The organism is Clostridium sp. CAG:221, assembly GCA_000435835.1.
Classification (GTDB): domain Bacteria; phylum Bacillota; class Clostridia; order Clostridiales; family Clostridiaceae; genus Clostridium.
In genome coordinates, this window is the sequence record FR883405.1 from 22893 (window position 1) to 47079 (window position 24187).

Annotated in this window: 15 protein-coding genes; 14 read left to right on the forward strand and 1 reads right to left on the reverse strand. The window is 31.0% G+C overall.

Annotation, left to right across the window (positions count from 1 at the left end):
- The first annotated feature begins 19 nt into the window (after positions 1 to 19).
- The 13 genes from Q5O44_RS09120 to Q5O44_RS09180 all read left to right on the forward strand — a co-directional run bounded on the left by Q5O44_RS09120 (position 20) and on the right by Q5O44_RS09180 (position 21844).
- A complete protein-coding gene (locus Q5O44_RS09120; RefSeq protein ID WP_022168107.1) occupies positions 20 to 250 on the forward strand; it encodes a hypothetical protein in 231 nt (76 codons plus the stop codon).
- Between the two features lie 276 nt (positions 251 to 526).
- Positions 527 to 2359 (forward strand): 5'-nucleotidase C-terminal domain-containing protein, encoded by a 1833-nt coding sequence (locus Q5O44_RS09125; protein ID WP_022168108.1) that lies wholly within the window; start codon positions 527 to 529, stop codon positions 2357 to 2359.
- Between the two features lie 223 nt (positions 2360 to 2582).
- On the forward strand, positions 2583 to 3215 hold the full coding sequence (locus Q5O44_RS09130) for a response regulator transcription factor (protein WP_022168109.1): 633 nt from the start codon (positions 2583 to 2585) through the stop codon (positions 3213 to 3215).
- Positions 3216 to 3366: 151 nt separating this feature from the next.
- Positions 3367 to 4008, forward strand: coding sequence for a hypothetical protein (locus Q5O44_RS09135; RefSeq protein ID WP_022168110.1), 642 nt, complete (start codon positions 3367 to 3369; stop codon positions 4006 to 4008).
- A gap of 175 nt (positions 4009 to 4183) precedes the next feature.
- A complete protein-coding gene (locus Q5O44_RS09140; protein WP_022168111.1) occupies positions 4184 to 4603 on the forward strand; it encodes a hypothetical protein in 420 nt (139 codons plus the stop codon).
- 140 nt (positions 4604 to 4743) lie between these two features.
- Positions 4744 to 5352, forward strand: coding sequence for a Holliday junction branch migration protein RuvA (gene ruvA, locus Q5O44_RS09145; protein WP_022168112.1), 609 nt, complete (start codon positions 4744 to 4746; stop codon positions 5350 to 5352).
- Between the two features lie 10 nt (positions 5353 to 5362).
- The gene (gene ruvB, locus Q5O44_RS09150) at positions 5363 to 6394 is read left to right on the forward strand and encodes a Holliday junction branch migration DNA helicase RuvB (protein WP_022168113.1); all 1032 of its coding nucleotides are present in this window, start codon (positions 5363 to 5365) and stop codon (positions 6392 to 6394) included.
- Between the two features lie 10 nt (positions 6395 to 6404).
- Complete coding sequence (gene queA / locus Q5O44_RS09155; RefSeq protein ID WP_022168114.1) at positions 6405 to 7430, forward strand: tRNA preQ1(34) S-adenosylmethionine ribosyltransferase-isomerase QueA; 1026 nt, start codon at positions 6405 to 6407, stop codon at positions 7428 to 7430.
- Positions 7431 to 7450: 20 nt separating this feature from the next.
- Positions 7451 to 8599, forward strand: coding sequence for a tRNA guanosine(34) transglycosylase Tgt (gene tgt / locus Q5O44_RS09160; RefSeq protein ID WP_291661428.1), 1149 nt, complete (start codon positions 7451 to 7453; stop codon positions 8597 to 8599).
- Positions 8600 to 8763: 164 nt separating this feature from the next.
- Positions 8764 to 9039: a preprotein translocase subunit YajC gene (yajC, locus tag Q5O44_RS09165; protein WP_022168116.1), complete on the forward strand. Its 276-nt coding sequence runs from the start codon at positions 8764 to 8766 to the stop codon at positions 9037 to 9039.
- Positions 9040 to 9100: 61 nt separating this feature from the next.
- Positions 9101 to 9478 (forward strand): TIGR04086 family membrane protein, encoded by a 378-nt coding sequence (locus Q5O44_RS09170; RefSeq protein WP_022168117.1) that lies wholly within the window; start codon positions 9101 to 9103, stop codon positions 9476 to 9478.
- A gap of 195 nt (positions 9479 to 9673) precedes the next feature.
- Positions 9674 to 16918 carry a type I pullulanase gene (gene pulA / locus Q5O44_RS09175; RefSeq protein ID WP_022168118.1) on the forward strand — a complete coding sequence of 2415 codons (7245 nt, stop codon included), beginning with the start codon at positions 9674 to 9676 and terminating at the stop codon, positions 16916 to 16918.
- A 297-nt stretch (positions 16919 to 17215) separates the two neighbouring features.
- Positions 17216 to 21844: a CehA/McbA family metallohydrolase gene (locus Q5O44_RS09180; protein WP_022168119.1), complete on the forward strand. Its 4629-nt coding sequence runs from the start codon at positions 17216 to 17218 to the stop codon at positions 21842 to 21844.
- 48 nt (positions 21845 to 21892) lie between these two features.
- Here the strand turns inward: Q5O44_RS09180 and ytaF are convergent, their stop codons facing one another.
- Positions 21893 to 22513, reverse strand: coding sequence for a sporulation membrane protein YtaF (gene ytaF, locus Q5O44_RS09185; RefSeq protein WP_022168120.1), 621 nt, complete (start codon positions 22511 to 22513; stop codon positions 21893 to 21895).
- 144 nt (positions 22514 to 22657) lie between these two features.
- Between ytaF and Q5O44_RS09190 the strand changes: the two genes are divergently transcribed.
- Positions 22658 to 24124 carry a leucyl aminopeptidase gene (locus tag Q5O44_RS09190; protein WP_022168121.1) on the forward strand — a complete coding sequence of 489 codons (1467 nt, stop codon included), beginning with the start codon at positions 22658 to 22660 and terminating at the stop codon, positions 24122 to 24124.
- The last annotated feature ends 63 nt before the right edge of the window (positions 24125 to 24187 follow it).

Below are 24187 nucleotides of genomic sequence, written 5' to 3' on the forward strand. Positions count from 1 at the left end.
AAAATTATAGGGGGATATTATGGATTATTTAGAAGGTGAAAATTTAGAAGTATTTGAAAGTCATAAGGCAAAGGTCGTTGAAAATATAACTAAAAGTAAATCAATGGGAATGAATAAGATTACAGCAATTTTGGCAATAGATGATGAAGATGAGATAATACAAGGAGCATTGATTAGTTGGCTAATAAAAGAAGGATATAGAGTTTCTTTAAGAAAAGAAGATTATAATATTTTAGTTATTGAATGGTGAGAATATGATGTTTTATTTAAGGCTCTAATTTTTAGAATAAATAGTGATTATTTTTTTGAAAAATGGAGCCTTAGTAAAGTGTTAAAAAAGGAATACGAAATATGATGATTTATATAAAAATATTCGTGTTTTGTAAGTATCAGTATACTATGTCAGTATTGCTTGATTTAACATAAAAAGTGCAAGAAATTATATACGAATAATGAAAAAAATATTGATATTTTAGTTCGCATAAATTATACTACTATTAGAAAATAAAAGTATAGGAGGAAACAAATGTTAAAAAGTAAGAAACTTGCAGCTGTTTTATGTGCTGCATCATTATCGTCAAATTTAGTTAATTCAGCAATATCTGTATGGGCTGATGAATTAGCAACTATTAACCAACCAACATTAAAGAAAATTGATGTTTTAACTTTTAATGATTTTCACGGAAATGTATTAAAAGATGGAAAGAATATTGGAGCAGCAAGATTAGCAGGCGTTATTAATGAATATCAATTAGCAGATGAATTAGATGATACATATGGAGTTGTAACAGTGTCTGCTGGAGATTTATATCAAGGGACTGCTATATCAAATCTTACTCAAGGAGCTCCAGTTACAGAAATGTTAAAGGAAATTAACCTTGCTGCTTCAGCAATTGGTAACCATGAATTTGACTGGGGTGCTGATAAAATAGCAGGCTGGGCAAATGATGGAGGATTTGAGTTTGTTGCAGCTAATATAGTTTATGAAGGAACAGATACAATAGTTGATTTTGCAGAACCTTACATAATAACTGAAAGTGAAGGAGTAAATATTGCTTTTATAGGTATAGCAGGTGAAGATACTGTAACAAGTACAAAGGCTGAAAATGTAGAAGGACTTGACTTCCTAGATGCAGTAGAAACATTAGATAAATGGACTCCTATAGCAAGAGCAGAAGGTGCAGATATTGTCATAGCATTAACTCATAGTGCTGCAACAGAAAATTCTGATGGAACTATTACAGGTGAAGCAGCAGAAATAGCTGAAAATGCTGAAAATATAGATGCAGTAATAGCAGCTCATAATCACAAATTTGTAGATGGAATTGTTAATGGTATTCCAGTTGTACAAGCAGGTTACAATGGTAGAGGTTTATCAGTTATAAGCTTTACATTAGATGAAAATAACAATATTGTGCAATCTGAAGGAAATACAAGAAAGCTTTATGAAGAAGGAGAGCTTCCTGTAAATAAAGTAGTTGAAGAAAAAGTAAATGAAATTAATGAAAATCTTAAACCTATATTAGCAGAAAAGGTTACAGATTTACCATTTGATTTAGAACATGATAGAAATAATGGACTTACACCACTTGGAGTAACAGTTGCAGAAGCAATGAAAGAAATTGGACAAACTGACGTGGCTATTGCAAATGGTGGAGGAATTAGAGCACCTTTAAGTGCTGGAGATCTTACTGTAGGTGATATGTATACAATCTTACCATTCGATAATCAATTAGTTACATTAAAGGTTACAGGTGCAGATCTTAAGTTATTAATCGAACATGGAATCAACCCACCTTCATTTGGATGGGGGCAATTTGCAGGATTAAAAGTATGGTATGATCCTGCAACTGATAAAATTACATCTATGAGATTAGAAGATGGAACTAAAGTTGAAGATGATCAATATTACACAGTTACAACAATTGATTTCTTATTAACTGGTGGAGATTCATATGACTTCTCTAATGCTATAGACGTAGTAGATACTTGTGAAGTAATGAGAGAAGGTATCCAAGCTTATTGGAAAGAAAATGGTATTAAAGCATATGACTATAATTTACTAATTGCTGGAGAAGACACTACAGTAGATGAACCTTCAAAAGATGAAGTTGTAGGTGGAGATACTGCAGCAGGGGATAAAGAAGAAAACAAAGATGAAGTTAAAGATGAAATAGTATCTGATGACAAAATAGTTGTAGGTGGTACTGAAACTGGAAAAACTGAAAATGATAAGAATACTTCAAAGTTACCAAACACTGGTGCACCAATATCAAGTGTACAAGTTGTATTAGCTGCAATGATAGTGATGGCTATAGGAGCAGGTATGCTAAGAAATGAAAAATCTAAAGTAGAATAATAAAATATATTATAAATAAGCTGATATTAAAATGTTTTTAATATCAGCTTTTTGTTATTAAATTTTATAAATTTAGTAAATAATAGTAAATAAGTTAGTATATATAGATAGTATAAATGAAAAATAGTATTTAATAAATAAATCTCAAAGTCAAAATAAAGTCTTTATAGATAATAGTTATGGATTATAACTATTATTCAAATAAGTATAAAGGAGTTATCAAATGGGAATTAAAATTGTGCTAGTGGACGATGATAGTCTTATAAGAGAAAGTTTTAAAATAATGCTTTCTTATGATGAACATATAGAGATAATGAAAGTCTTTGGAGATGGTATGGATGCTATAGAGTATTGTAGCAAAGAAAAAGTGGATATAGCACTTTTAGATGTAAGGATGCCAAGAATAAATGGTATCCAAGCTACTAGAGAAATAGTAAAAAGAAGCAATACAAAGGTTATTATCTTAACCACTTTTGATGAGGATGAATATATTGCTGAAGCAATGAAATTTGGAGCAAGAGGATATATTTTAAAAAACAGCACATCAAATAAAATATTAGATACTATTAAAAATATTTATATGGAAGATTTAATGTGTAAAAGTATAGCTTGGTTAGGAAAAGAAGTCTTTGGTGAAGAAACACTTGGAAATGAAAAGGGGATATCAAGTTTTACAAGAAAAGAAAAAGAAATAGTAAAAGAAATTGCAAGTGGCCTTACTAACAAGGAAATTGCTAAGAAGCTTTTTATTTCTGAAGGAGCAGTGAAGAAATATATAAATTCTATCTTAAGTAAAACTGGACTTGTTAACCGGGTTCAAATTGCTATGTATTATTTGAAGGATACTACTGGTTAAATATATAATATGTCTTTCCATAGATATAACATTTGCAACTTTATCTATATGGATAAGGTGGTTTTTTAGTGAAAAAGTTCACGAAAATTAAAAAATATTGAATAACAAAGAAAAAAATGGAAATAATTATTCATAAAAGGAGTGATTGATTATGAATAATAATTTCCAAGAATACAATGAAAAAGAATATAATAATGTAGAGAAAAAGGAAAAGAAAAAAAGTATTAGAAATAAAGTGACACTATTTATAGTTTTACTTATAGTATGCTTTTTCTCAACTTATTTTATTGTAGATAGATTAACTAATAGCAAACATAAAGATGTCAGTGATAATCAATCTAAAACAATAGTATATAATAATACCAATTCATTAAGTGATGATATGAAGATAATACTAAAAGTAGATGGAATAGTAGAAACTTCAGAAACTTTAAAAGAGTTTAAACTTGATAATAACATTGACAATGTAAATGAACAATTTCTAGTAGACTACTATGCTTCTAAAGGATATAGTGTAGAAAGTTTAAGTGAAAAGAAAGTTGTCTTAAATAAGGATGAAGAAGTAATACTTGAACCTAATAAATACTATTTAGGTGAAAAAGATGGATATTTTGCAATATATAAAAGTGATGAAAATGGCAAGGTATTTATAGAAGATGAAAGTGATGTATATAGAAGTAGCAAAATGGTAAATACAATTCCTAAGGATGATCAAGAGGCTATTAAGAGTTTTAAATTTGGATATGATACAAAGGATGAAGCAAAAGAAATACTAAGCGGATACATTAGTTAATTATTAATTAACCAGTGGTGAAACCATTTTTATGCTATTCTCCCTTTATCATATGTCCTAGCGTTTGTATAACAAAAATGATAAAGGGGGACAATAAAAATGTAAAAGAAATAAAAAAACAAAACTAATAAATATCAAAAGTATTTAGTAGCAAAGATGAAATGGAGGGAAGTATATGAATATAGTTCCAAGCAATGAGTATTTGCTAGTTATGCCTAGTGGTAATGTAAAAGGTTTTGATGATTATGCAATGGCAAAAGCGTATATAAATAATTATTATTACTATAAAACTAGACGAGTTGAAGAAGTAGGAGCATATGATGATTTAACCAATGATTTTGATGATATAGTAGATACAGTTTGTTATAAAATTGGCATAGAAGAAGGAGAATGTCAATTATACTACACTTCTGATATAATTGAAAAGTTGCAAGATGAATTAGTATTTAATGAAGAAAAAGAAGAGGTTATTTCTAAACTAATGGCTCCTAAAATAGAGTTTAATACATACGATTATGCTCTTGATAATATTTTTCGAGATGTGCAACCAATTGATATTATGGAACAATATGGTGACCCTATTACAGGACAATAGTTAAATTGATGAAAATTATATAAAAGTAAATAAGCTGACAAACAATATTATTTGTTTTGTCAGCTTTTTTGATTGAAAAATAGCTATTAAAATGTTAAAGTAGAATGTAGACGAAATAGTGGGGCAGGAGGATAAATGTAGTGTACGAATATATCAAAGGAAAATACATGGGAATAAATAAGGACTATATAATTATTGAAAATAATAATATAGGATATAAGATATTTACTTCCGGTGCAACAATGGCAGAAATGCCAGGAATAAATGATGAAGTTATGCTTTACTTAGAACAAATAGTGAGAGAAGATTTTATTGGGCTTTATGGTTTTAAAGATAGAGAAGAATTAGAAATGTTTAAGCTTTTATTATCAATTAGTGGTGTAGGAGCTAAAGCAGCTTTATCTTTATTATCTATCAGCAGAATAAATAATCTTAAATATGCTATTATTATGGAAGATGATAAACATTTATGCAGAGCCCCGGGAATTGGTAAGAAAACCGCTGGAAGAATTATATTAGAGCTTAAGGATAAAATTAAGAAAGAAGATATAATGAGCGGTGTTGATATCCAAGAAGGATTTGAGGACTTACAGCCAACGGTAAATGCAAATACAGTTGGGGAAGCTTTAGGTGCATTATTAGCTTTAGGATATTCAGAAAAAGAAGCAGAAACAGCACTTAAACAAGTAGATAAAACTGCATCATTGGAGGATATTATCAAAGATTGTTTAAAAGTTTTAATGGGATAGAGGTGAAATAGTGGAGAGAATTATTACACCAGTTGAATTGATGGAAGATGGTAACAGTGAATTAAGTTTAAGACCACAGAAAATCAATGAGTATATAGGACAGGATAAGGTTAAGGAAAGGCTTAATGTATTTATTAAGGCAGCACAATCTAGAGGTGAAGCTTTGGACCATGTCTTGCTTTATGGACCTCCAGGTTTAGGGAAGACCACATTGGCTAATATAATTGCTAAAGAGATGGAGGGAGACCTTAAGATTACATCTGGTCCTGCTATTGAAAGAGCTGGAGATTTAGCAGCTATACTTACAACATTAAAAGATAATGATGTTTTATTTATAGATGAAATACATAGGTTAAATAGAAATGTTGAAGAAATATTATATCCTGCTATGGAAGACTATGCATTAGATATAGTTATAGGAAAAGGAGCAGCAGCAAAGTCAATTAGGCTTGATTTACCACACTTTACACTAATAGGAGCAACAACTAGAGTAGGGATGCTTACAGCACCACTAAGAGATAGATTTGGTGTAATGTGTAATATGGTTTACTATACAGATGAACAACTTAAGGAGATAATAGTAAGATCTGCCTTTGTTTTAGGTTGTCGTATAACAGAAGAAGGTGCCATGGAAATAGCTAGGAGATCAAGAGGAACTCCAAGAATAGCCAATAGGTTATTAAAGAGAGTAAGGGATTATGCACAAGTATATTCAGATTCAGTAATAAGCTATAAGGAAGCTAGGGCGGCACTGGAATTATTGGAAGTGGATAATAAAGGCTTTGATAATGTGGATAACAAGATATTAGAAGCTATTATAGATAATTTCAAAGGTGGTCCAGTAGGAATAGAGACTTTATCTTATTATATAGGTGAAGAATTAGGTACTATTGAAGATGTATACGAGCCATATTTGTTACAAAAAGGCTTCATTGTAAGAACGCCTAGAGGAAGAATGGCTACAGATAAAGCATATGAACATCTTGGACGCACAAGAGTAAATAAGAAAAATAAACATCAAGCAAGTTTTTTTGAGGATTAAGGAGTAAAAGATGAAAACAAGTGATTTTAACTTTCATTTACCAGAAGAGCTGATAGCTCAGCACCCTTTAGAGAAGAGAGATACTTCAAGATTAATGGTGTTAGATAAAGCTACTGGTGAAATAGAGCATAAACATTTTTATGACGTTTTAAATTATTTAAATCCAGGAGATACTTTAGTATTAAATAATACTAGAGTATTGCCTGCTAGATTAATAGGTGAAAAGGAAAATACTGGTGGGAAAATAGAATTCCTTCTTTTAAAAAGAATAGAGGGAGATAAATGGGAATGTTTAGCTAAGCCAGGTAAAAGAGCAAAAATAGGAACAATCTTCACTTTTGGTGAAGGAAAACTTAAATGTAAAGTTGTTGATATAGTAGAAGAAGGTAATAGAATAATTGAATTTATCTATGATGGTATATTTGAACAAGTTTTAGATGAACTTGGAGAAATGCCTCTTCCACCTTATATCACTGAGAGATTAGAAGATAGGGAAAGATATCAAACTGTATATTCTAAAGAAAAGGGATCAGCAGCAGCACCAACAGCAGGTTTACATTTTACAAAAGAACTTTTAGAAAAGGTAAAAGAAAAGGGTGTCAATATTGCATATGTAACTTTACATGTAGGGCTTGGAACTTTCAGACCTGTAAAGGTTGATGATGTAAATGAACACGTAATGCATTCAGAATTCTATCATTTAGAAGAAGAAGATGCTAAAATTATCAATGATACAAAGAAAAATGGTGGAAAAATAATTTCTGTTGGAACTACTTCCACAAGAACTTTAGAAACTATTGGTGATGAAAATGGAATGGTTAGAGCACAAAGTGGATGGACTAACATTTTCATATATCCAGGATATGAATTCAAGGTAGTAGATAAGCTAATAACTAATTTCCACTTACCAGAATCAACGCTTATAATGCTTGTATCTGCTTTAGCAGGAAAAGAAAAGGTTATGAATGCATATAATGAAGCTGTAAAAGAAAGATATAGATTCTTCTCATTTGGAGATTCAATGATTATAAAGTAACATAAGTTAAAGGACGTGAAATTTTGAGTAAAAAATATACTTTATTAAAAAAAGAAGGCAAAGCAAGAAGAGGTAGATTTGAAACTCCTCATGGAACAATAGAAACGCCAGTTTTTATGAATGTTGGTACTTTAGCAGCCATTAAAGGTGCAGTATCATCAATGGACTTAAAGGAAATAGGATGTCAAGTGGAATTATCAAATACATATCACTTACATTTAAGACCATCTGATAAAGTTGTAGCTGAAATGGGTGGATTACATAAATTTATGAATTGGGATAGACCAATACTTACAGATTCAGGCGGATTCCAAGTATTCTCATTATCTGGTATGAGAAAGATAAAAGAAGAAGGAGTGTACTTCAGTTCTCACATAGATGGTAAGAAGATATTTATGGGACCAGAAGAATCAATGCAAATTCAAAGTAATTTAGCATCTACAATAGCAATGGCTTTTGATGAATGTATACCAAATCCTTCTACAAGAGAGTATGTTCTTCAATCAGTGGCAAGAACAAACAGATGGCTTGACAGATGTATAGCAGAAATGAATAGATTAAATTCACTTCCTGATACAATCAATAAAGAGCAAATGCTATTTGGTATTAACCAAGGTGGATGTTATGAAGATATAAGAATTGAACATGCTAAGCATCTTGCTAGTTTAGATATGGATGGATATGCAATAGGTGGGTTAGCTGTTGGTGAAACTCATGAGGAGATGTATAGAGTAATTGATGCAGTAGTTCCTCATTTACCAGAAGATAAGCCAATTTACTTAATGGGAGTTGGTACACCTGAAAACATACTAGAAGCAGTGGAAAGAGGAGTTGATTTCTTTGACTGTGTTCTTCCAGCAAGAAATGGTAGACATGGACATTTATTTACTGCTAATGGTAAGATAAACATCATGAACAAAAAGTTTGAAACAGATGAAAGACCAATTGATGAAGGATGTCAATGTCCAGCATGTAAGCATTACACAAGATCATATATTAGACATTTATTTAAGGCAAAAGAAATGCTAGCAATGAGACTTGCAGTATTACACAACCTTTACTTCTATAACAATATGATGCAAGAGATAAGAGATAATCTTGATAATGGTACTTTTGCAGAATATAAAGCAGCTAAGCTTGAAGCATGGGGATGTAAAAAAGATAAATAAAATACTTTGTCTATATTAGACTCAATGATATAGGCAGTATTTTTAATAAATATTAAAAATATGTTAAGTTTATATTTAGAATTTGACAGTATATTTAAAATGAAGTATGATTTATATTGATACAAAAAAGTTATGTAGATTAAATACGGAGGGTGAATTTAATTATGGCACAAGCTTTAATTCAAATAGTAATACCTTTTGCAGCTATGTTTGCAATAATGTATTTCTTATTAATATTACCAGAAAAGAAAAGAAGTAAAAAATATAATAACATGTTAGCTGAATTAAAAGTTAACGATGAAGTTTTAACAAGAGGCGGAATCGTTGGAAAAATCATCACAATAGATGAAGATCAATTAGTAATTCAAAGTGGTCCAGATAGAGTTAGAATAAGAGTAACAAAGAACTCTGTTGCACAAAAAATAACTAAAGACGCATAAGATGTAAGGAATAATACCTTCTACTGTTTCATATTATGAAGCATAGGAGGTGTTTTTTTATATGGACTGGAAGAATTATTTTTCTTGTGTCTTAAAGGGGTTAATAGGTTCTATAGCGGTAACAGTAATTTTGACGGCAATATTATCTTTGTTCATGACATTTGTTGAAATAAGTGAATCTATGTTTAGTGGCCTTTATGTTGTTATTACTTCTCTTGGTTTGGTATTTGGAACAATTTTAGCAGCAAAGCTTCATGGCAAAAATGGATGGTTAGTTGGACTAGCGGTAGGAGTATTTTTTTACATAGCACTATATATAATAGGGGTATTATTGGGAGCCAGTTCAAAGTTTGGATTTTATGAAATTGTAAGATTTGTATTATGTATTGTAGTAGGTTTTTTATCAGGAATGCTTGGTATAAATATAGGTGAAAGCTAAATAATTAATAATTGATAATGGAAAATTAATAGTTAATAAAAAATCTCATGGAGGATTTTAATAAATTTAACTATTAAGTATTCATTATCAATTTTTTTTTATAAAATATTGTTTAAAATATTATGGAAAATATTACTAAAAAGGTTTACAATATAAATGTAAAAATTTTACAGTTAGTTTTATGGAGGGGGATAAATGTTTAGAGGAAAGAAAAAAAAGAGAAAAATCTATTTAAGCATTATAACATTAATAGTATTTTGCTTAACTTTAGTACCGTTTCCAAAAGATGCATTACAAGTTCAGGCGGATACTGTAAATCAAAAGGAAACTATAGCTACAGCAGTAGTTGTAGGAGACTTTATGGATGAAAATAACTTAGGAGAGGATTGGAATCCAATTAATAGTTTGGCTCAGATGAAGCTATATAAGCAGGATATTTATGAAGAAACATTTAAATTAAAGCCAGGAGAATATAATTATAAAATAGCTATGAATGGTAGCTGGGATGAAAGCTATGGTGATAACGGAGAAAATATAGCCATAAAAGTAACAGAAGAAAGTTATGTAACTTTTAGATTAAATTATAAAGAAAAAAAGGTTTATGACTCAATAAATAATCCAGAGCAGTTTAAAAATAAAGCTGTGGTTACAGGAAACTTTGAAGGAGTAATTGAAGGCGCTTCAAATTGGAATGTAGATGGAGATTTAGTACTTAACTATATTGGTGGGGGAAATTACTTAGGTACTTTCAAGATAGCAGAAGAAGCTAGAGCTAGTGAGCATGAAATTGAATATAAGATTGCGTACAATAGTGGGTGGAATAATGGTGAAGTAGCTGATAATGTTAAGATGACTATACCAGCTGGAACTGAAGAAGTAACATTTATGGGAAATTACTTAGAAAATTTTGCAGTAGATTCCATAAGTATTCCAACTTTAAAGAATACTGTTTCACTTATAGGTACATTAAGAAATAATGAAAATATTAACTGGGCAGAAGGTAATACTGATTATGATATGTATAGGATTGATCAATATACTTATGGATATTCTTTAAAGTTAGCAGCAGGCACTTATAGCTATAAAGCCGTTGTAAACCATAGCTGGGATGGAGGAGGAATACCATCAAGTGATAATAAATCCATTAGCCTTGAAGAAGATATGGAAGTTTTGTTTATTGTAAGTTTAAAGGATGAAAAAATCATCGACTCTGTAAATAATTATGATGATATACTATCAGCTTTAGATTTTAAAGAAGATGAAACACCAGTTATTCCTGAAGAACCTGAAGAGGTGGTGGAAAGCCCTATAATTAATGAAGATGGAACAGTAACTTTTAGAGCAGCATATAAAGGTGATACTCTTAATTTAGTTGGTTCTATGAATGGATGGGATAATCAAGGAATTGCCATGACAAAAAATGAGGAAGGTATTTTTGAAGTTACTTTATCTTTAGCAGGAGGTCAATATGAATATAAATATTTCCCAACAAGTGGTAGCTGGGATAATGGTTTCTTAGATGCAGGTAACAAAAATACAAGTAATGGTAATTCGCTTTTAAATATGCCAGGCCTTGAAATCATCTTAGATGATAGTATTGAAGCTGGTAGTGAAAGAGAATTAAAGGCAAATTTATATGATGAAAATGGAAGTTACACAGAAGCTAATCCACAATGGGAATTAGCAGAGGAAGTTTATGGCGTATCAATTGAAGGTAGCACTTTAAAGGTAAGTAAGGATGCAGATGAATCTAAGACAATCAAGGTAAAGGCAACTGAAGGAATATATACATGGACAAAAGAAGTAACAATAATTTCTAGTATGTATACTTATATTATTAATTACTTTAGACCAGATGGAAATTATGATTCATGGCAATTATGGCTTTGGGAACCTAGTAAGAATGGTGCAACATATGAATTTAACAAAAATGATGTGGCAGAAGAAGGTTTTGCCCGTGCTGAATATAAGTTTTCATCAAATACTTTAAATTTTATTGTTAAAAAGGGAAACTGGGAAGAAAAAGACCCTGATATAGATAGAACAATAGAAGTACAAGAAGGAAATACTGTTGAAGTATGGCTTGTATCTGGTGATGAAAATGTTTATTACACAAGAGATATGGCAGAGACTAATGCTAAACTTAAGGCAGCTATGGCTGATAGTTTAGATGAGATATTAGTTACAGCAAGTGCTGAAATTACTGATGAACAGTTATCATCCTTTAAGCTTATGGATGTTGAAGCTAATGAGGAAGTAGAAACTGAAGTAAGTAGAGTAAATGAAAATTCAGTGATGCTTAAACTAAAAAAGAAGTTCTTCCGTATGGTTGCTAGTGAACTTGATGCAACTAAGCTTTATGAAGTAAGCAGTAATGATTTTGCAGCTGTGGAAGTTACCATGAGAAAGATTTTAAATGATGAAAAGTATTATTATGATGGAAATGATCTTGGACTTACTTATGGAAAAAATAAGTCTAGCTTTAAAGTATGGGCACCTACTGCCAAAGATGTATCATTGATGCTTTACGATGATGCAGGTAAATACGATAGTGATGGATACGTAAATAATAATACTAAAGGTAATGAAGTAGCAATGGAGAGAAATGACAATGGTGTATGGAATGTAGAAATAAGCGAAGACCTAAATGGTAAGTATTATTTATATAAGGTATCTTTTGCAAATGGTGATGTGAATTATGCTGTGGATCCATATGCTAAAGCAGTGGCAGCCAATGGGCAGAGAACTGCAATAATAAATCTTGATTCTACTGATCCAGAAGGATGGGAAAAAACAGCAAAACCAGCATTTATGGATATGACTGATGCCATTATTTATGAAATGCATATAAGAGATTTCTCTATATCAGATGATAGTGGTATGTCAAATAAAGGTGAGTTTCAAGCTTTAGCAGAAGAAGGAACAACATTATCTGGCACTGATATTTCTACAGGTGTTGATCATTTAGTTGATTTAGGCGTAACACATGTTCAAATACAGCCTTCATATGATTATGGTTCTGTTAATGAGCTAGGAAGTGATACTCAATATAATTGGGGATATGATCCATTAACTTATAATGTACCAGAAGGATATTATTCCAGTGATGCAGCAAATCCAGAAGCTAGAATTAAAGAATTTAAGGAAATGGTAGAATCTCTTCATAAGAATGGTATAAGAGTTGTAATGGATGTGGTATATAACCATACATTTTCAATAGGTGGTGCTCCTTTTGATGATGTAGTACCAGGTTATTATTATAGAGTTAATGATAGTGGCAAGTACACAAATGGTTCAGGATGTGGTAATGAAGTAGCTTCAGAAAGACCTATGGTTAGGAAGTATATTAAAGATTCTGTGAAATATTGGGCACAAGAATATAAGATAGATGGATATAGATTTGACCTTGCAGGACTTATTGATACAACAACAATTATTGAGCTTACTAATGAATTAAGAGCAGAAATTGATCCTAATATAATTATCTATGGTGAACCTTGGCAGGCAGGAGGTAGCTCTCTTAGTGCTTCAATGCAAACACTTAAAGGATCACAAGCTGGAAATGGTTTTGGTGTATTTAATGATAACTTTAGAAATACCATAAAAGGTGGCAGTGATGATGCAACTACAGGTTATGCTACAGGAGCTTCAGGTAAGGAAGCTGATATAGTAAAAGGTGTAATGGGGTCAATTGATGACTTTACCCAAAATGCCAGTGAAAGTATTAATTATGTTACAGCTCATGATAATTTAAATCTTTGGGATAAGATTGTTGTGGCAGCAGGCCTTAATGATGCAGCAGGATTTTTAACACTTCAAGATGGTAAGCTAAGTGGAGATAGTGCAGATAAGTATTCATCTGTTGATGAAGCTGTTGCAAACAGCAATCCTTATTACATGATAACTGAAGAAAATCCACTTGATAATGAGTTAGTAAGAAGAAGTGTATTATCTACAGGAATAATCATGACATCTCAAGGAATACCATTTTTCCAAGCTGGAGATGAATTCTTAAGAAGTAAATATGGAGATCATAACAGCTATAAGAGTCCAGATGCAATAAACAAAATTAACTGGAGCAATAAAGAAAAGTTTAAGGAAGTATATGATTACTATAAAGGACTTATTGAACTTAGAAAATCACATCCAGCCTTTAGGATGAATACAAGAGATGCCATAGAAAGCAATCTTGTAATTTGTAAGAGTGAAGATAATGTAGTAGTTTTTGAATTAAAAGATTATGCAAATGGTGATGGATGGAAGAATATTGTTGTAGCTTATAATGGAAATACTTCAGAAGAAAAAATAACATTGCCAGAAAAGGCTAATTGGAATGTGGTGGCAGATGAATATAATGCAGGTATAGAGGTATTAAATACTTTAGAGGATACTAATACTGCATATGTAGCACCATTATCAATGATGGTGTTATATGATGAATCTATTGAAGGTGAAGAGCAAATTCCAACAACAATAGAAGTTGAAAATGAGGAGATTGGAATTAATCCAGGTGGATATAGATTTGTACAGCCTGTAGTAAGAGATCAAAATAATAGAGTAATAGATAATGCAGATATAGAATGGATAGTATCAGATGATAAAGTTATTTCAGCTGATAAGATTACTGGAAAGGTAAATGGTTTAGAGTTAGGCATAGCAACTTTAACTTTAAAATGCGGCAATGCTGAAATTGAAGTTAAAGTTAATGTAGAAGAATTAAAAGCCAAGAGTATTGAGATATATGGTGATGATAAAGTATATGCTACAAAGGAACTTCAATTAGGTCTTAAAGTGAAAGATCAATTTGGACAGGAGATTTATAATTACGATGTACAGTGGTCATCTTCTAATGAAGCAATTGCCACAGTAAATGGATTTGGCGTTGTTAAAGGAAAAGCTAAAGGAAATGTAGAAATTACAGCAGTTATTGATGGAGCAAGCGCTGTAAAATCTATAACAATAAATAAATATACAAAGAAATATATAGAATTCACTTATGTAAGAGAAGAAGAAGATTATGAGGGATGGAATATATGGACATGGCAAACAGGTGTAGAAGATGGGCAAAAAGACTTCCAAGAAGTTAAGGATGGAAAAGCTGTTTGTAAATTTGAAATAGCCCCTGATACATCTTCTGTTGGATTCGTTTTAAGAAAAGGTACTGATTGGAATGAAAAAGATCCATATGATTCAGATAGATATATAAGTATAGATCCTTTTATGACCATAACAAAAGTTACTGTTACCAGTGGAGTAGGAGAGTTCTTCCAAGTACCAGCCATAGAAAATGCATCAATAAATCAAGGTAAGATAAGTTTTAAATATAGAGATGAAGATCTATATGAAAAAAATGCACAAGATACTATTGAAAGGGTAGTCGTTCATGTGGAAAGCCCAAGTGGCATTGTAAATGATTATGATATGGCTTATGATGAAAAGAATCAATATTTTGAATATATCCTTGATAATATAGAATCAGGAGTATATAAATATCGTTTTATAGTGACTAAAGATGGAGGAGAAACTTCTACTGAAGAATATGAAATAGAATATAAGAAATTAGCTATAGATGTGGCTGCAGATGTTTCATTAAAAGAAGTAAATTATAATCAAAATACTATAGTTAATGTTTCTTTAAGTGGTGATGATGTATCAAAAGAAAATATTAGAAGTATTTATATGGATTTAAGTAGCCTTGGTATGGCAAGTAAAGTAAATATGAATTTAGATTTATTATTTGAAGGAAAAATAAGACAATCTATAGGTGTTAAGGATAGTGTTACTGCTGGAGAAAAAGAAATAAAAGTTATAGTAATTGATAAAAATGGAGAAGAGCATTGTACTTCTACAAATCTTACTGTAACATCAGTTATTTCTAGTGAAGATGAACTAGATTTTGGCTTTGATGAATCAAGAATATATTTTGTTGTAACAGATAGGTTCTTTAATGGAGATAGCAGCAATGATGATCCTAATAATATTGGCTATGATAAAGAAAATGCTATGACATATCATGGTGGAGACTTAAAGGGACTTACTGAAAAAGTATCATATTTAAAGGATTTAGGCATCAATACTATTTGGATTACTCCAATAGTTGAAAATACAGATTTTAATCAAATGTTTGCTAGTGGTGGACAGCAATATTCATATCATGGTTATTGGGCAAAAGATTTTGAAAGTCTTGATCCTCATTTAGGTACTTTAGATGATTTAAAGGAATTAATTGATACTGCTCATGATAATGGTATAAAGATTATGGTGGATGTAGTTCTTAACCATGCAGGATATGGAATGAAGGAAGTAGAGGAAAATAGTGCAGCACCAAATTATCCAACAGATGATGATAGAGCAGCATTTACAGGTATGTTTAGAGAAAAAAGCGGCAGTGATTTTGAAACTGAAGAGGTAAGTGGACTTCCAGACTTTAGAACAGAAGATCCTGCTGTTAGAGCGCAAATAATAAAATGGCAAAGTGATTGGATAGAAAGAGCAACTACTGATAAAGGAAATACCATTGATTACTTTAGAGTTGATACAGTAAAACATGTGGATAATGCAACTTTAAAGGAATTTAAGACACAAATGTCAATTATTGATCCAGAGTTTAAAATGATTGGTGAGTATTATGGTGCAGACATTAATAATACAGTTGGAAAACTTGATAATGGTGAAATGGATGCATTATTAGACTTCTCATATAAGAATAAAGCTAGAGATTTTGTAAATGGTAGCATTGAAGAAACATCTAAGTACCTTGATGAAAGGGCAGCACTTATTGACAATACAAATCTTTTAGGACAATTCTTAAGCAGTCATGATGAAAATGGATTCTTAGCAACAGTAAATTATGATTTAAATAAGCAGATGATTGCATCAGCTCTTCAAATAACAGATAAGGGAATACCAGTTGTTTATTATGGAGAGGAATTAGGAGAATCAGCACTTACTGAAAATGATGCAAATAGATATGATATGCCATGGGATAAATTAGAAGATGAAAATTATTCAGTAATATACAATCATTATAAGAAACTGTTAAATATCAGAAAAGATTATTCTATGGTTTTTGCTAAAGGTAATAGAAAGACTATAGCTGCCAGTGATGAAGAGGGTTATACAGTATATTCAAGAAATTACAATGATAAATCTGTTATTGTTGCATTAAATTTAAAAGAAGAAGTTAATGCAGTGACTGTTACTACTTCTTATAAAAAAGGGGATAAACTTGAAGATTTATATAATGGTAAAGAATATACAGTAGAAAGTGATGGAAAAGTTACCATTGATATACCTGAAACATCAGAAGGAGGAACTGCTGTTTTAACATTTAAATCAGCTGCAGATAATACTATAATTACTGTAATTAAAGAACAGGTAGAAAAGGTAATAAGAATAGTTAAAAAGATTATAGAAATTATCTTTGGAAAACACAGATAAAATTTTTCAAAGTTTATATTAAAAGAAAAGATAACTAGAAAAAGTTTCTAGTTACCTTTTCTTTTTTATATGTTAATTAATTCGAAATTAGTAGCAATATATTATTAATATATGTGTATTTCAAAAAAGTTTTCTGTATAACTTTAAAAAATTACAATTATACCAATAAAAATATGATATTTTCATAAAAAAATTAGCTAAAAAAGAATAAAGTGAGAAAAATAATATTTTTTGGAAAAAATAACACGAAATATAATTAAAATAGTGTATAATTAGTTCGGAAAGAGGAGGGGTATAATGTACAAAAGTAAAAAGAAAAAATTATTAAGTATTTTTATGGCATTTGCATTAGTACTAAATTTAATAGACATACCTCTAATAGCAAATGCCAGTGAAAATGAAATTGTGGAAGTTTTCAATGAAGGCTTCAGCGGTAACAAGAATCAAATAGCTGCAGGGGAAGGCTGGATTCTTGAACCAAGTAATATGGGAGGATATGATTCTCAAGGAAACTATGGAAAAGAATCTCCATCAGCAAAGCTTGATAAAAGCGGTAGATATATTGAGACTCCTTCATTTGAACTAGAAACAGAAGGTACATTAAGCTTTTGGATAAAAGGTCAAAATGTTAGTGAATCATATTTATCGATCAAAGGGTTGGTAAATGATCAGTGGACTGATCTTTATGTATTAAAAGCAGAAGATGGAAGCCTGCCAAATAATGTAGGACAAAAAGTTACATATGAAATCCCTAGAAATGTAACAAAGCTAAGATTAGAATACACTAAGGTAACAAGCAATGTAACAATAGATGACATTGTGCTTACTACTGTAAAGATTGATGAAGATGAAAAAGGAACTATAAAAATAAGTGATGCTAGAGCTGCAGAGCTTGGTAGCAGCGTAAAAGTAAAAGGTATAGTTACTTTTAAAGAAGCTTCAGGCAATGGATATAACTATGCAATTCAAGATAAAAGTGCTGGAATTGCCATAAGAGGAACTGAAAGTTTAGAAATTGGCGATGAAGTTATAGTTGAAGGAAAGACTTCAGAATTTAAATCTTTAGTGCAAATTCAAAACGAAAGCGTTGTTGTAAAATCAAAGGGTAATGAGTTGCCAGCACCAAAAGAAGTAACTGTAGCAGATATAATTAATAATAACGGTGGAGAAAACTATGAATCACAAAGAGTTAAATTCATAGGAGTAAATCTAGGCACAATTAATACTTCAGGAAATACAGTAATGACTGATACTGAAGGTAACAGTATAAATATTTACAAAATTCCAGAAGGTGTTACTTTTACAAGTGATGAACTAGTAGATGTTGTAGGAATATGTTCACAACATAACAACTATCAAATAATGGTTGTATCAACTGAAGATATAGTTAAGTCTAGCTTAATTATTGAAGATTTAGAAGGTCCTGAATTAAAGATAGTATCACCAACAGCAACTACAACTAATGCTAAACCAACAATAAAAGTATCTTACACTGATATGACAGCTGTAGATTTACAAACAGTAAAATTATATGTTGATGATATAGATGTAACAGCACACTCTAATGTATCAGAAACAAGTGTTATATATGTACCAGGTGAAGATTTAAGTGTTGGAACTCATACTATAAAAGTGGAAGCTTGCGATACTTTAGGTTTCAAGAGCGAAGTTAGTGGACAATTTGAAGTTAGGGAAAAAATCAATACTGATGAATTAAATGTTTATTTTGGACAACTACATTCACATTCAACAAACTCAGATGGTGCAGGAACAGTAGCAGAAGCATATGATTATGCAAAAAATGTTGCTGGAGTTGACTTCTTAGCTGTTACAGACCACTCAAATTCATTTGATAACTGTAATGATGCTTCAATGGAAGATGGATCTGCCAGTGATGAATGGACAAGCTCTAAAGCTTTAGCTGAATCAATGACTGATGAGGAATTCGTTGCAATATATGCTTTCGAGATGACTTGGTCAAATGGTATTGGACATATAAATACTTTCAATACTCCAGGTTTTGAAAATAGAACAAAGCCAGAATATAAGGCTACAGAAGCTTTACAAAATTACTATAATAAATTAAAGGAATTCAGCCAGTCAATATCTCAATTAAACCATCCAGGAGATACTTTTGGAGATTTTAATGATTTCTCTCATTACGATGAAGAAATCGATGCAATTGTAAATATGATTGAAGTTGGTAATGGTGAAGGTCCTGTAAGAGGAAGTGGATATTTCCCTTCATATGAATACTATACAAGAGCATTAGACAAAGGATGGCACGTAGCTCCAACTAATAACCAAGATAACCATAAAGGTAGATGGGGCAATGCTAATACAACAAAATCAGTTATATTAGCAGAATCGTTAACAGAAGAAAGCATTTATGATGCTATGAGAAATTTAAGAGTATATGCAACGGAAGATGAAAATTTAAGCATTAAATATACTTTAAATAACGAAATAATGGGAACTGTATTAAATGAAAAGCCAGAAGAAGTTAATATCAAGGTAGAAATATCTGATGAAGATGCTGAAAATATTGGAACAGTATCAGTAATTGCTAATGGTGGAAAAGTAGTAGATTCTAAGAAATTAGATTCAAATAAGGGGACAGTTGAATTTAACTTATCACCAGATTATTCATACTATTTCATTAGAGTAGATCAAGAAGATAAAGACATTGCAGTAACTGCACCAGTATGGATAGATGAAGTTGAAAAGGCTGGAATAGCACAAACTACAACAAGTACTACAATGCCAATTAAAGGTGAAGAATTTGCTATTACATCAAACTTCTTCAACAATGAAAGTTCAGACTTAGAAGTTACTAATATCACTTATTCTATAGGTGGTAAAGTAGTTCATGAAACAAGCAACTCATTTAAGGTTGATTCTTTAGGTACAGCAAATTATACATTTGATTATACTCATGGAAAAGCAGGTAACTTTAATATTGATGTAAAGGCTACAGCTGTAATCAATGGAGTAGAAAAAATTTATACTGATGTATTAAAGATTGATGTTAAGGATCCATCAGTGGTAAGCAGAGTTGTTGTAGATGGAACACATTTTAATGATTATGTATCAGGATATTATGCAAATAACCTAGGTAATTTTACTACTATAGCTAATAAGGAAAATATTGCAGTTAACATAGAAACAGAAAAAATAACAGATGAAATGTTAGAAAATACTGATTTATTAGTAATATCAGCTCCAGCAAAGAAAAGTTCAAATGCAAATGGTATAAGTTATCAACCACAAGAGTTCAGTGAAGAATTTATTGAAATGGTAAAAAGATATACTGATAATGGTGGTAGCTTAATAATATGTGGTATAGCTGATTATCAAGATGGTACTGGGGATTATGCAACTTCAACACAGTTAAATAAATTATTAGCAGGTATAGGAGCTACATCAAGAATTAATAATGATGAAGTTGTTGATGATGACAATAAAGTTAATAGCCAAAACTTTAGATTAGCATTTACAAACTTCAACATGGAAAATGAATTCTTAGCAGGTGTTGTTGATGGGCAAAAATATAGCTTCTACAATGGATGTTCAGTTTCATTAGACGAGAAAGCTGTTGAAGAAGGAAAAGCTACTTGGCTTGTAAAGGGTCATGACACAACATATTCTATCGATTCAAATAAAAATACACCAGGTACTAGTGTAGCAAAAGGTGATGTTGTTGCTTTAGGTATGGAAAAGCTTAATGGTGGCGGAAATATGTTCATAGGAGGAACTATATTTATTTCTGACTTTGAAGTACAAGCATCTTTAGATAACTACAATGATTTACAATATACAAATTACAATATAGCATTAAATATATTGGATTCAATTAATAGAGAAATAAATGTTTCACCAATTAAAGAAGCTCATAATGGGGAATTAGGAGATTTCTATTGTGTAGAAGGTTATGTAACAGCTGGTACTCAAGCAGGAAATGCTTTCTTTGATACAATTTATATCCAAGATAGTACTGGAGGTATTAATATATTCCCAGTTGCAGGTATCGATTTAAAACTTGGACAAAAAGTTAGAGTAACTGGTCTTGTTAGTGAATACGAAGGTGAAAAAGAAATAGATTTAGAAACAATAGAATTAATTGATGAAAGTATAAATCTAGTAGATCCAACTAAGCTTTCTACAGGTGATGCAGCTAAGAAAGAAAATGAAGGATTATTAATTTCAGTAACTGGTAAGGTTGTTGAGATAGGTGAAAATAACAAAGAATACATGATTTTAAATGATGGTTCAGGTGATATTAGAATATTCTTAAATGGATATGTTGGTGCTAGTGATGGCTCATTAAATGTTGGTGAATTCAGCAGTGATATCAAGCTAGGAGACACAGTTACAGCAATAGGTCTTGGTTCAACAGATCCATTAGGAGCTAGATTAAGAGTAAGAGACTCAATTGAAGTTAAAAAAGTAGAAGAAGTAGTGAGTAATGAAGCAGTAAATAAAGTAATTGAACTAATTGAAGCAATTCCTGAAGAAGTTACTTTAGAATGCAAGGCTCAAGTTTCAGAAGCAAGAAAGGAATATGATGTATTGACTGCGGAAGAAAAAGCATTAGTTACTAACTATGAAAAATTAACTAAAGCAGAAGCTGAAATTAAGAAACTAGAAGATGCTAATATTGGTGAAGACAACAATGATCATAACACAGGTAATGGCTCAGGTAATAACACTGTTGGAGGAAATACACAAAATGGAAGTCCAAATAATGGCTCTGGTAGCATAACAGTTAATGGACAAAACGGACAAAATGTAAATAATGGAGATAATCCATCAGTAAGTATCCCTGTAACAGGTGGAACTGATACAACTTTTGTATGTCTATTTGGTTTATTAATTATATCTGCAGGAATAATAATAGTAGCTAAAAATAGAAAAAAAGAAGCTTAAAAAGCTTCTAAGTACCAAATAGCCCTTTAATATTAAGGGGCTATTTTTTTAAAAGAAAAATTCAAATATACCCATAGCTATTATAATAACTGCAGAAATCAGTGGAGAATATTCACCAAAAATTTTAGATAAGTAACGTGATCCAAGTTTTAATCCTATGATCATTGTAATTACGCTAAAAACAAAAGTTAAAATGGTGGTAAGAATTATGCTTATACCTGAAATACTAGCCCCAATTCCTAAAGCAAGATTATTTATGCTTAATGATAATGCTAAGGTGATTGCTTCACTTATTTCAATGTTTCCAGAACCATCTATGTCGGCTGTTTTGTTAAATTCAATTATTTGGTCGTAATCTAAAGAGTTAATAAATTCTACTGAGTTTTCCTCTGTATGTTTATGCTCTTTTTTATAATAATCCCAAATCATATATAGGCCAACTATTATTAGCAAGGTTGAACCTATATAATTGCAAATATCAGCGGGAATATAGTCACAAATAAGGCGTCCTAAACACATAGCAAGAAATGTTGTTAGTGTTACAATTATGGAAATTACTAAGTTAATAATGAATTTTATTCTAATTTGTTTTACTCCATAGGCAATGCCTATTATCAAACTGTCAATACTTGATGAAAAAGCGAGTAAAATAGAAGAAAGAATATGCATTTTTATACTCCTTTAATTGGTATAATATCTAATATATTCGAAAAAACTAAAATTAGTTACTTTAATCTTTGGTGACATGTAGAAATACATTACTATATATGATAATATACAAATAATAGAAAGATAAGGTAAGGGAGGTATAATATGAATATAAGGATTAAAAATATAGATTCCGGTGAATTAAAAGGTACTATAATTCCTATTTTTGAAAATAAAATCAGTAAGCTATCAGGAGATGATGATATTTTAAAATCTATTCCTTTTGAGGGAAAAGCTGATGAAGTATTTTATACAACATACTTAGATAAGGGATTAAAATATAGAATTTATGTAGGATTAGGAAAAGAAGAACAGTTAAATGGAGAGGTATTAAGAAATGCTATTGCTAGAGGCATTAAGCAAACTAAAGCTCTTAAGCTTAATAGTTTTGCAATAGAAGTTTTTGAAAGCAATAAGATATGCCTTCCAGGTATTATAAAATGTATAACAGAAGCTTCTGCAATGACATTATATTCTTTTGATAAATATAAGAGCAAAAAAAGTAATTACAATCCTAAAATATATATTACAAATGTAGATGAAGGAAAGCTTGTAAAAGCTAATAAAGTATTAAATGAAACTTTAAATATTGTAAGTAGTATTAATATGGCTAAAGATTTAGTAAATGAGCCAGCTAACGTAATATATCCAGAAATACTTGCCAATGAAGTGGTTAAGATAGGTGCTGAAAGTGGCTTTGAAGTGGAAGTAATTCATGAAGAAAAATGTAGAGATATGGGAATGCAGGCCTTTTTATCAGTGGCAAAGGGATCTGTTCATTCACCTAAACTTATTGTTATGAGATATATGGGTGATGAAGGTAATAAGGAAGTGTTGGGCTTAGTAGGTAAAGGGCTTACTTATGATTCAGGTGGATTTTCCTTAAAGCCTCCTACAGGTATGATTGATATGAAGGAAGATATGGCTGGTGCAGCAGCAGTAATTGGAACAATGAGTGCTATAGCTAAAAATAAGCTTAAGAAAAATGTGGTGGCAGTGGTGGCTGCTTGTGAAAATATATTATCTAGAGATGCCTTTAAGCCAGGTGACATCATAGGTTCTATGGCAGGGAAGACTATTGAAGTAAATAATACTGATGCAGAAGGAAGACTTACACTTATTGATGCTATAACATATATAATTGAAAAGGAAGGAGCTGGCATGATAATTGATGTTGCCACTTTAACTGGTGCAGCAATTCATGCTTTAGGAAGATATACTACAGCGGTGGTTTCTAATAATGATCAGTTTTATGAAACTTTTATGGAAGCAACCAATGTTACAGATGAAAGCTTTTGGAGGTTACCAACCTTTGACCATTATAAGAAGCAGCTTAAGAGCAAAGTTGCAGATTTAAAGAATTCCGATAAAACTGGAGCTGGAACTATAACAGCTGCAATGTTCATTAAAGAGTTTGTGCAGGATAAGCCATGGATACATTTGGATATTGCTGGAACAGCATCTACTGAAAGCCCAATATCTGAGTATATGGGATGTGGAGCAACAGCAGTACCACTAAGGACATTATACTATTTTATTAAAGGAATGCGAAAGGATCATATAGATAATTAAGAAATAAAAGATGTGTCAATTTTTTGATGCATCTTTTATTTTTGACGGAACAAAATGGAATAT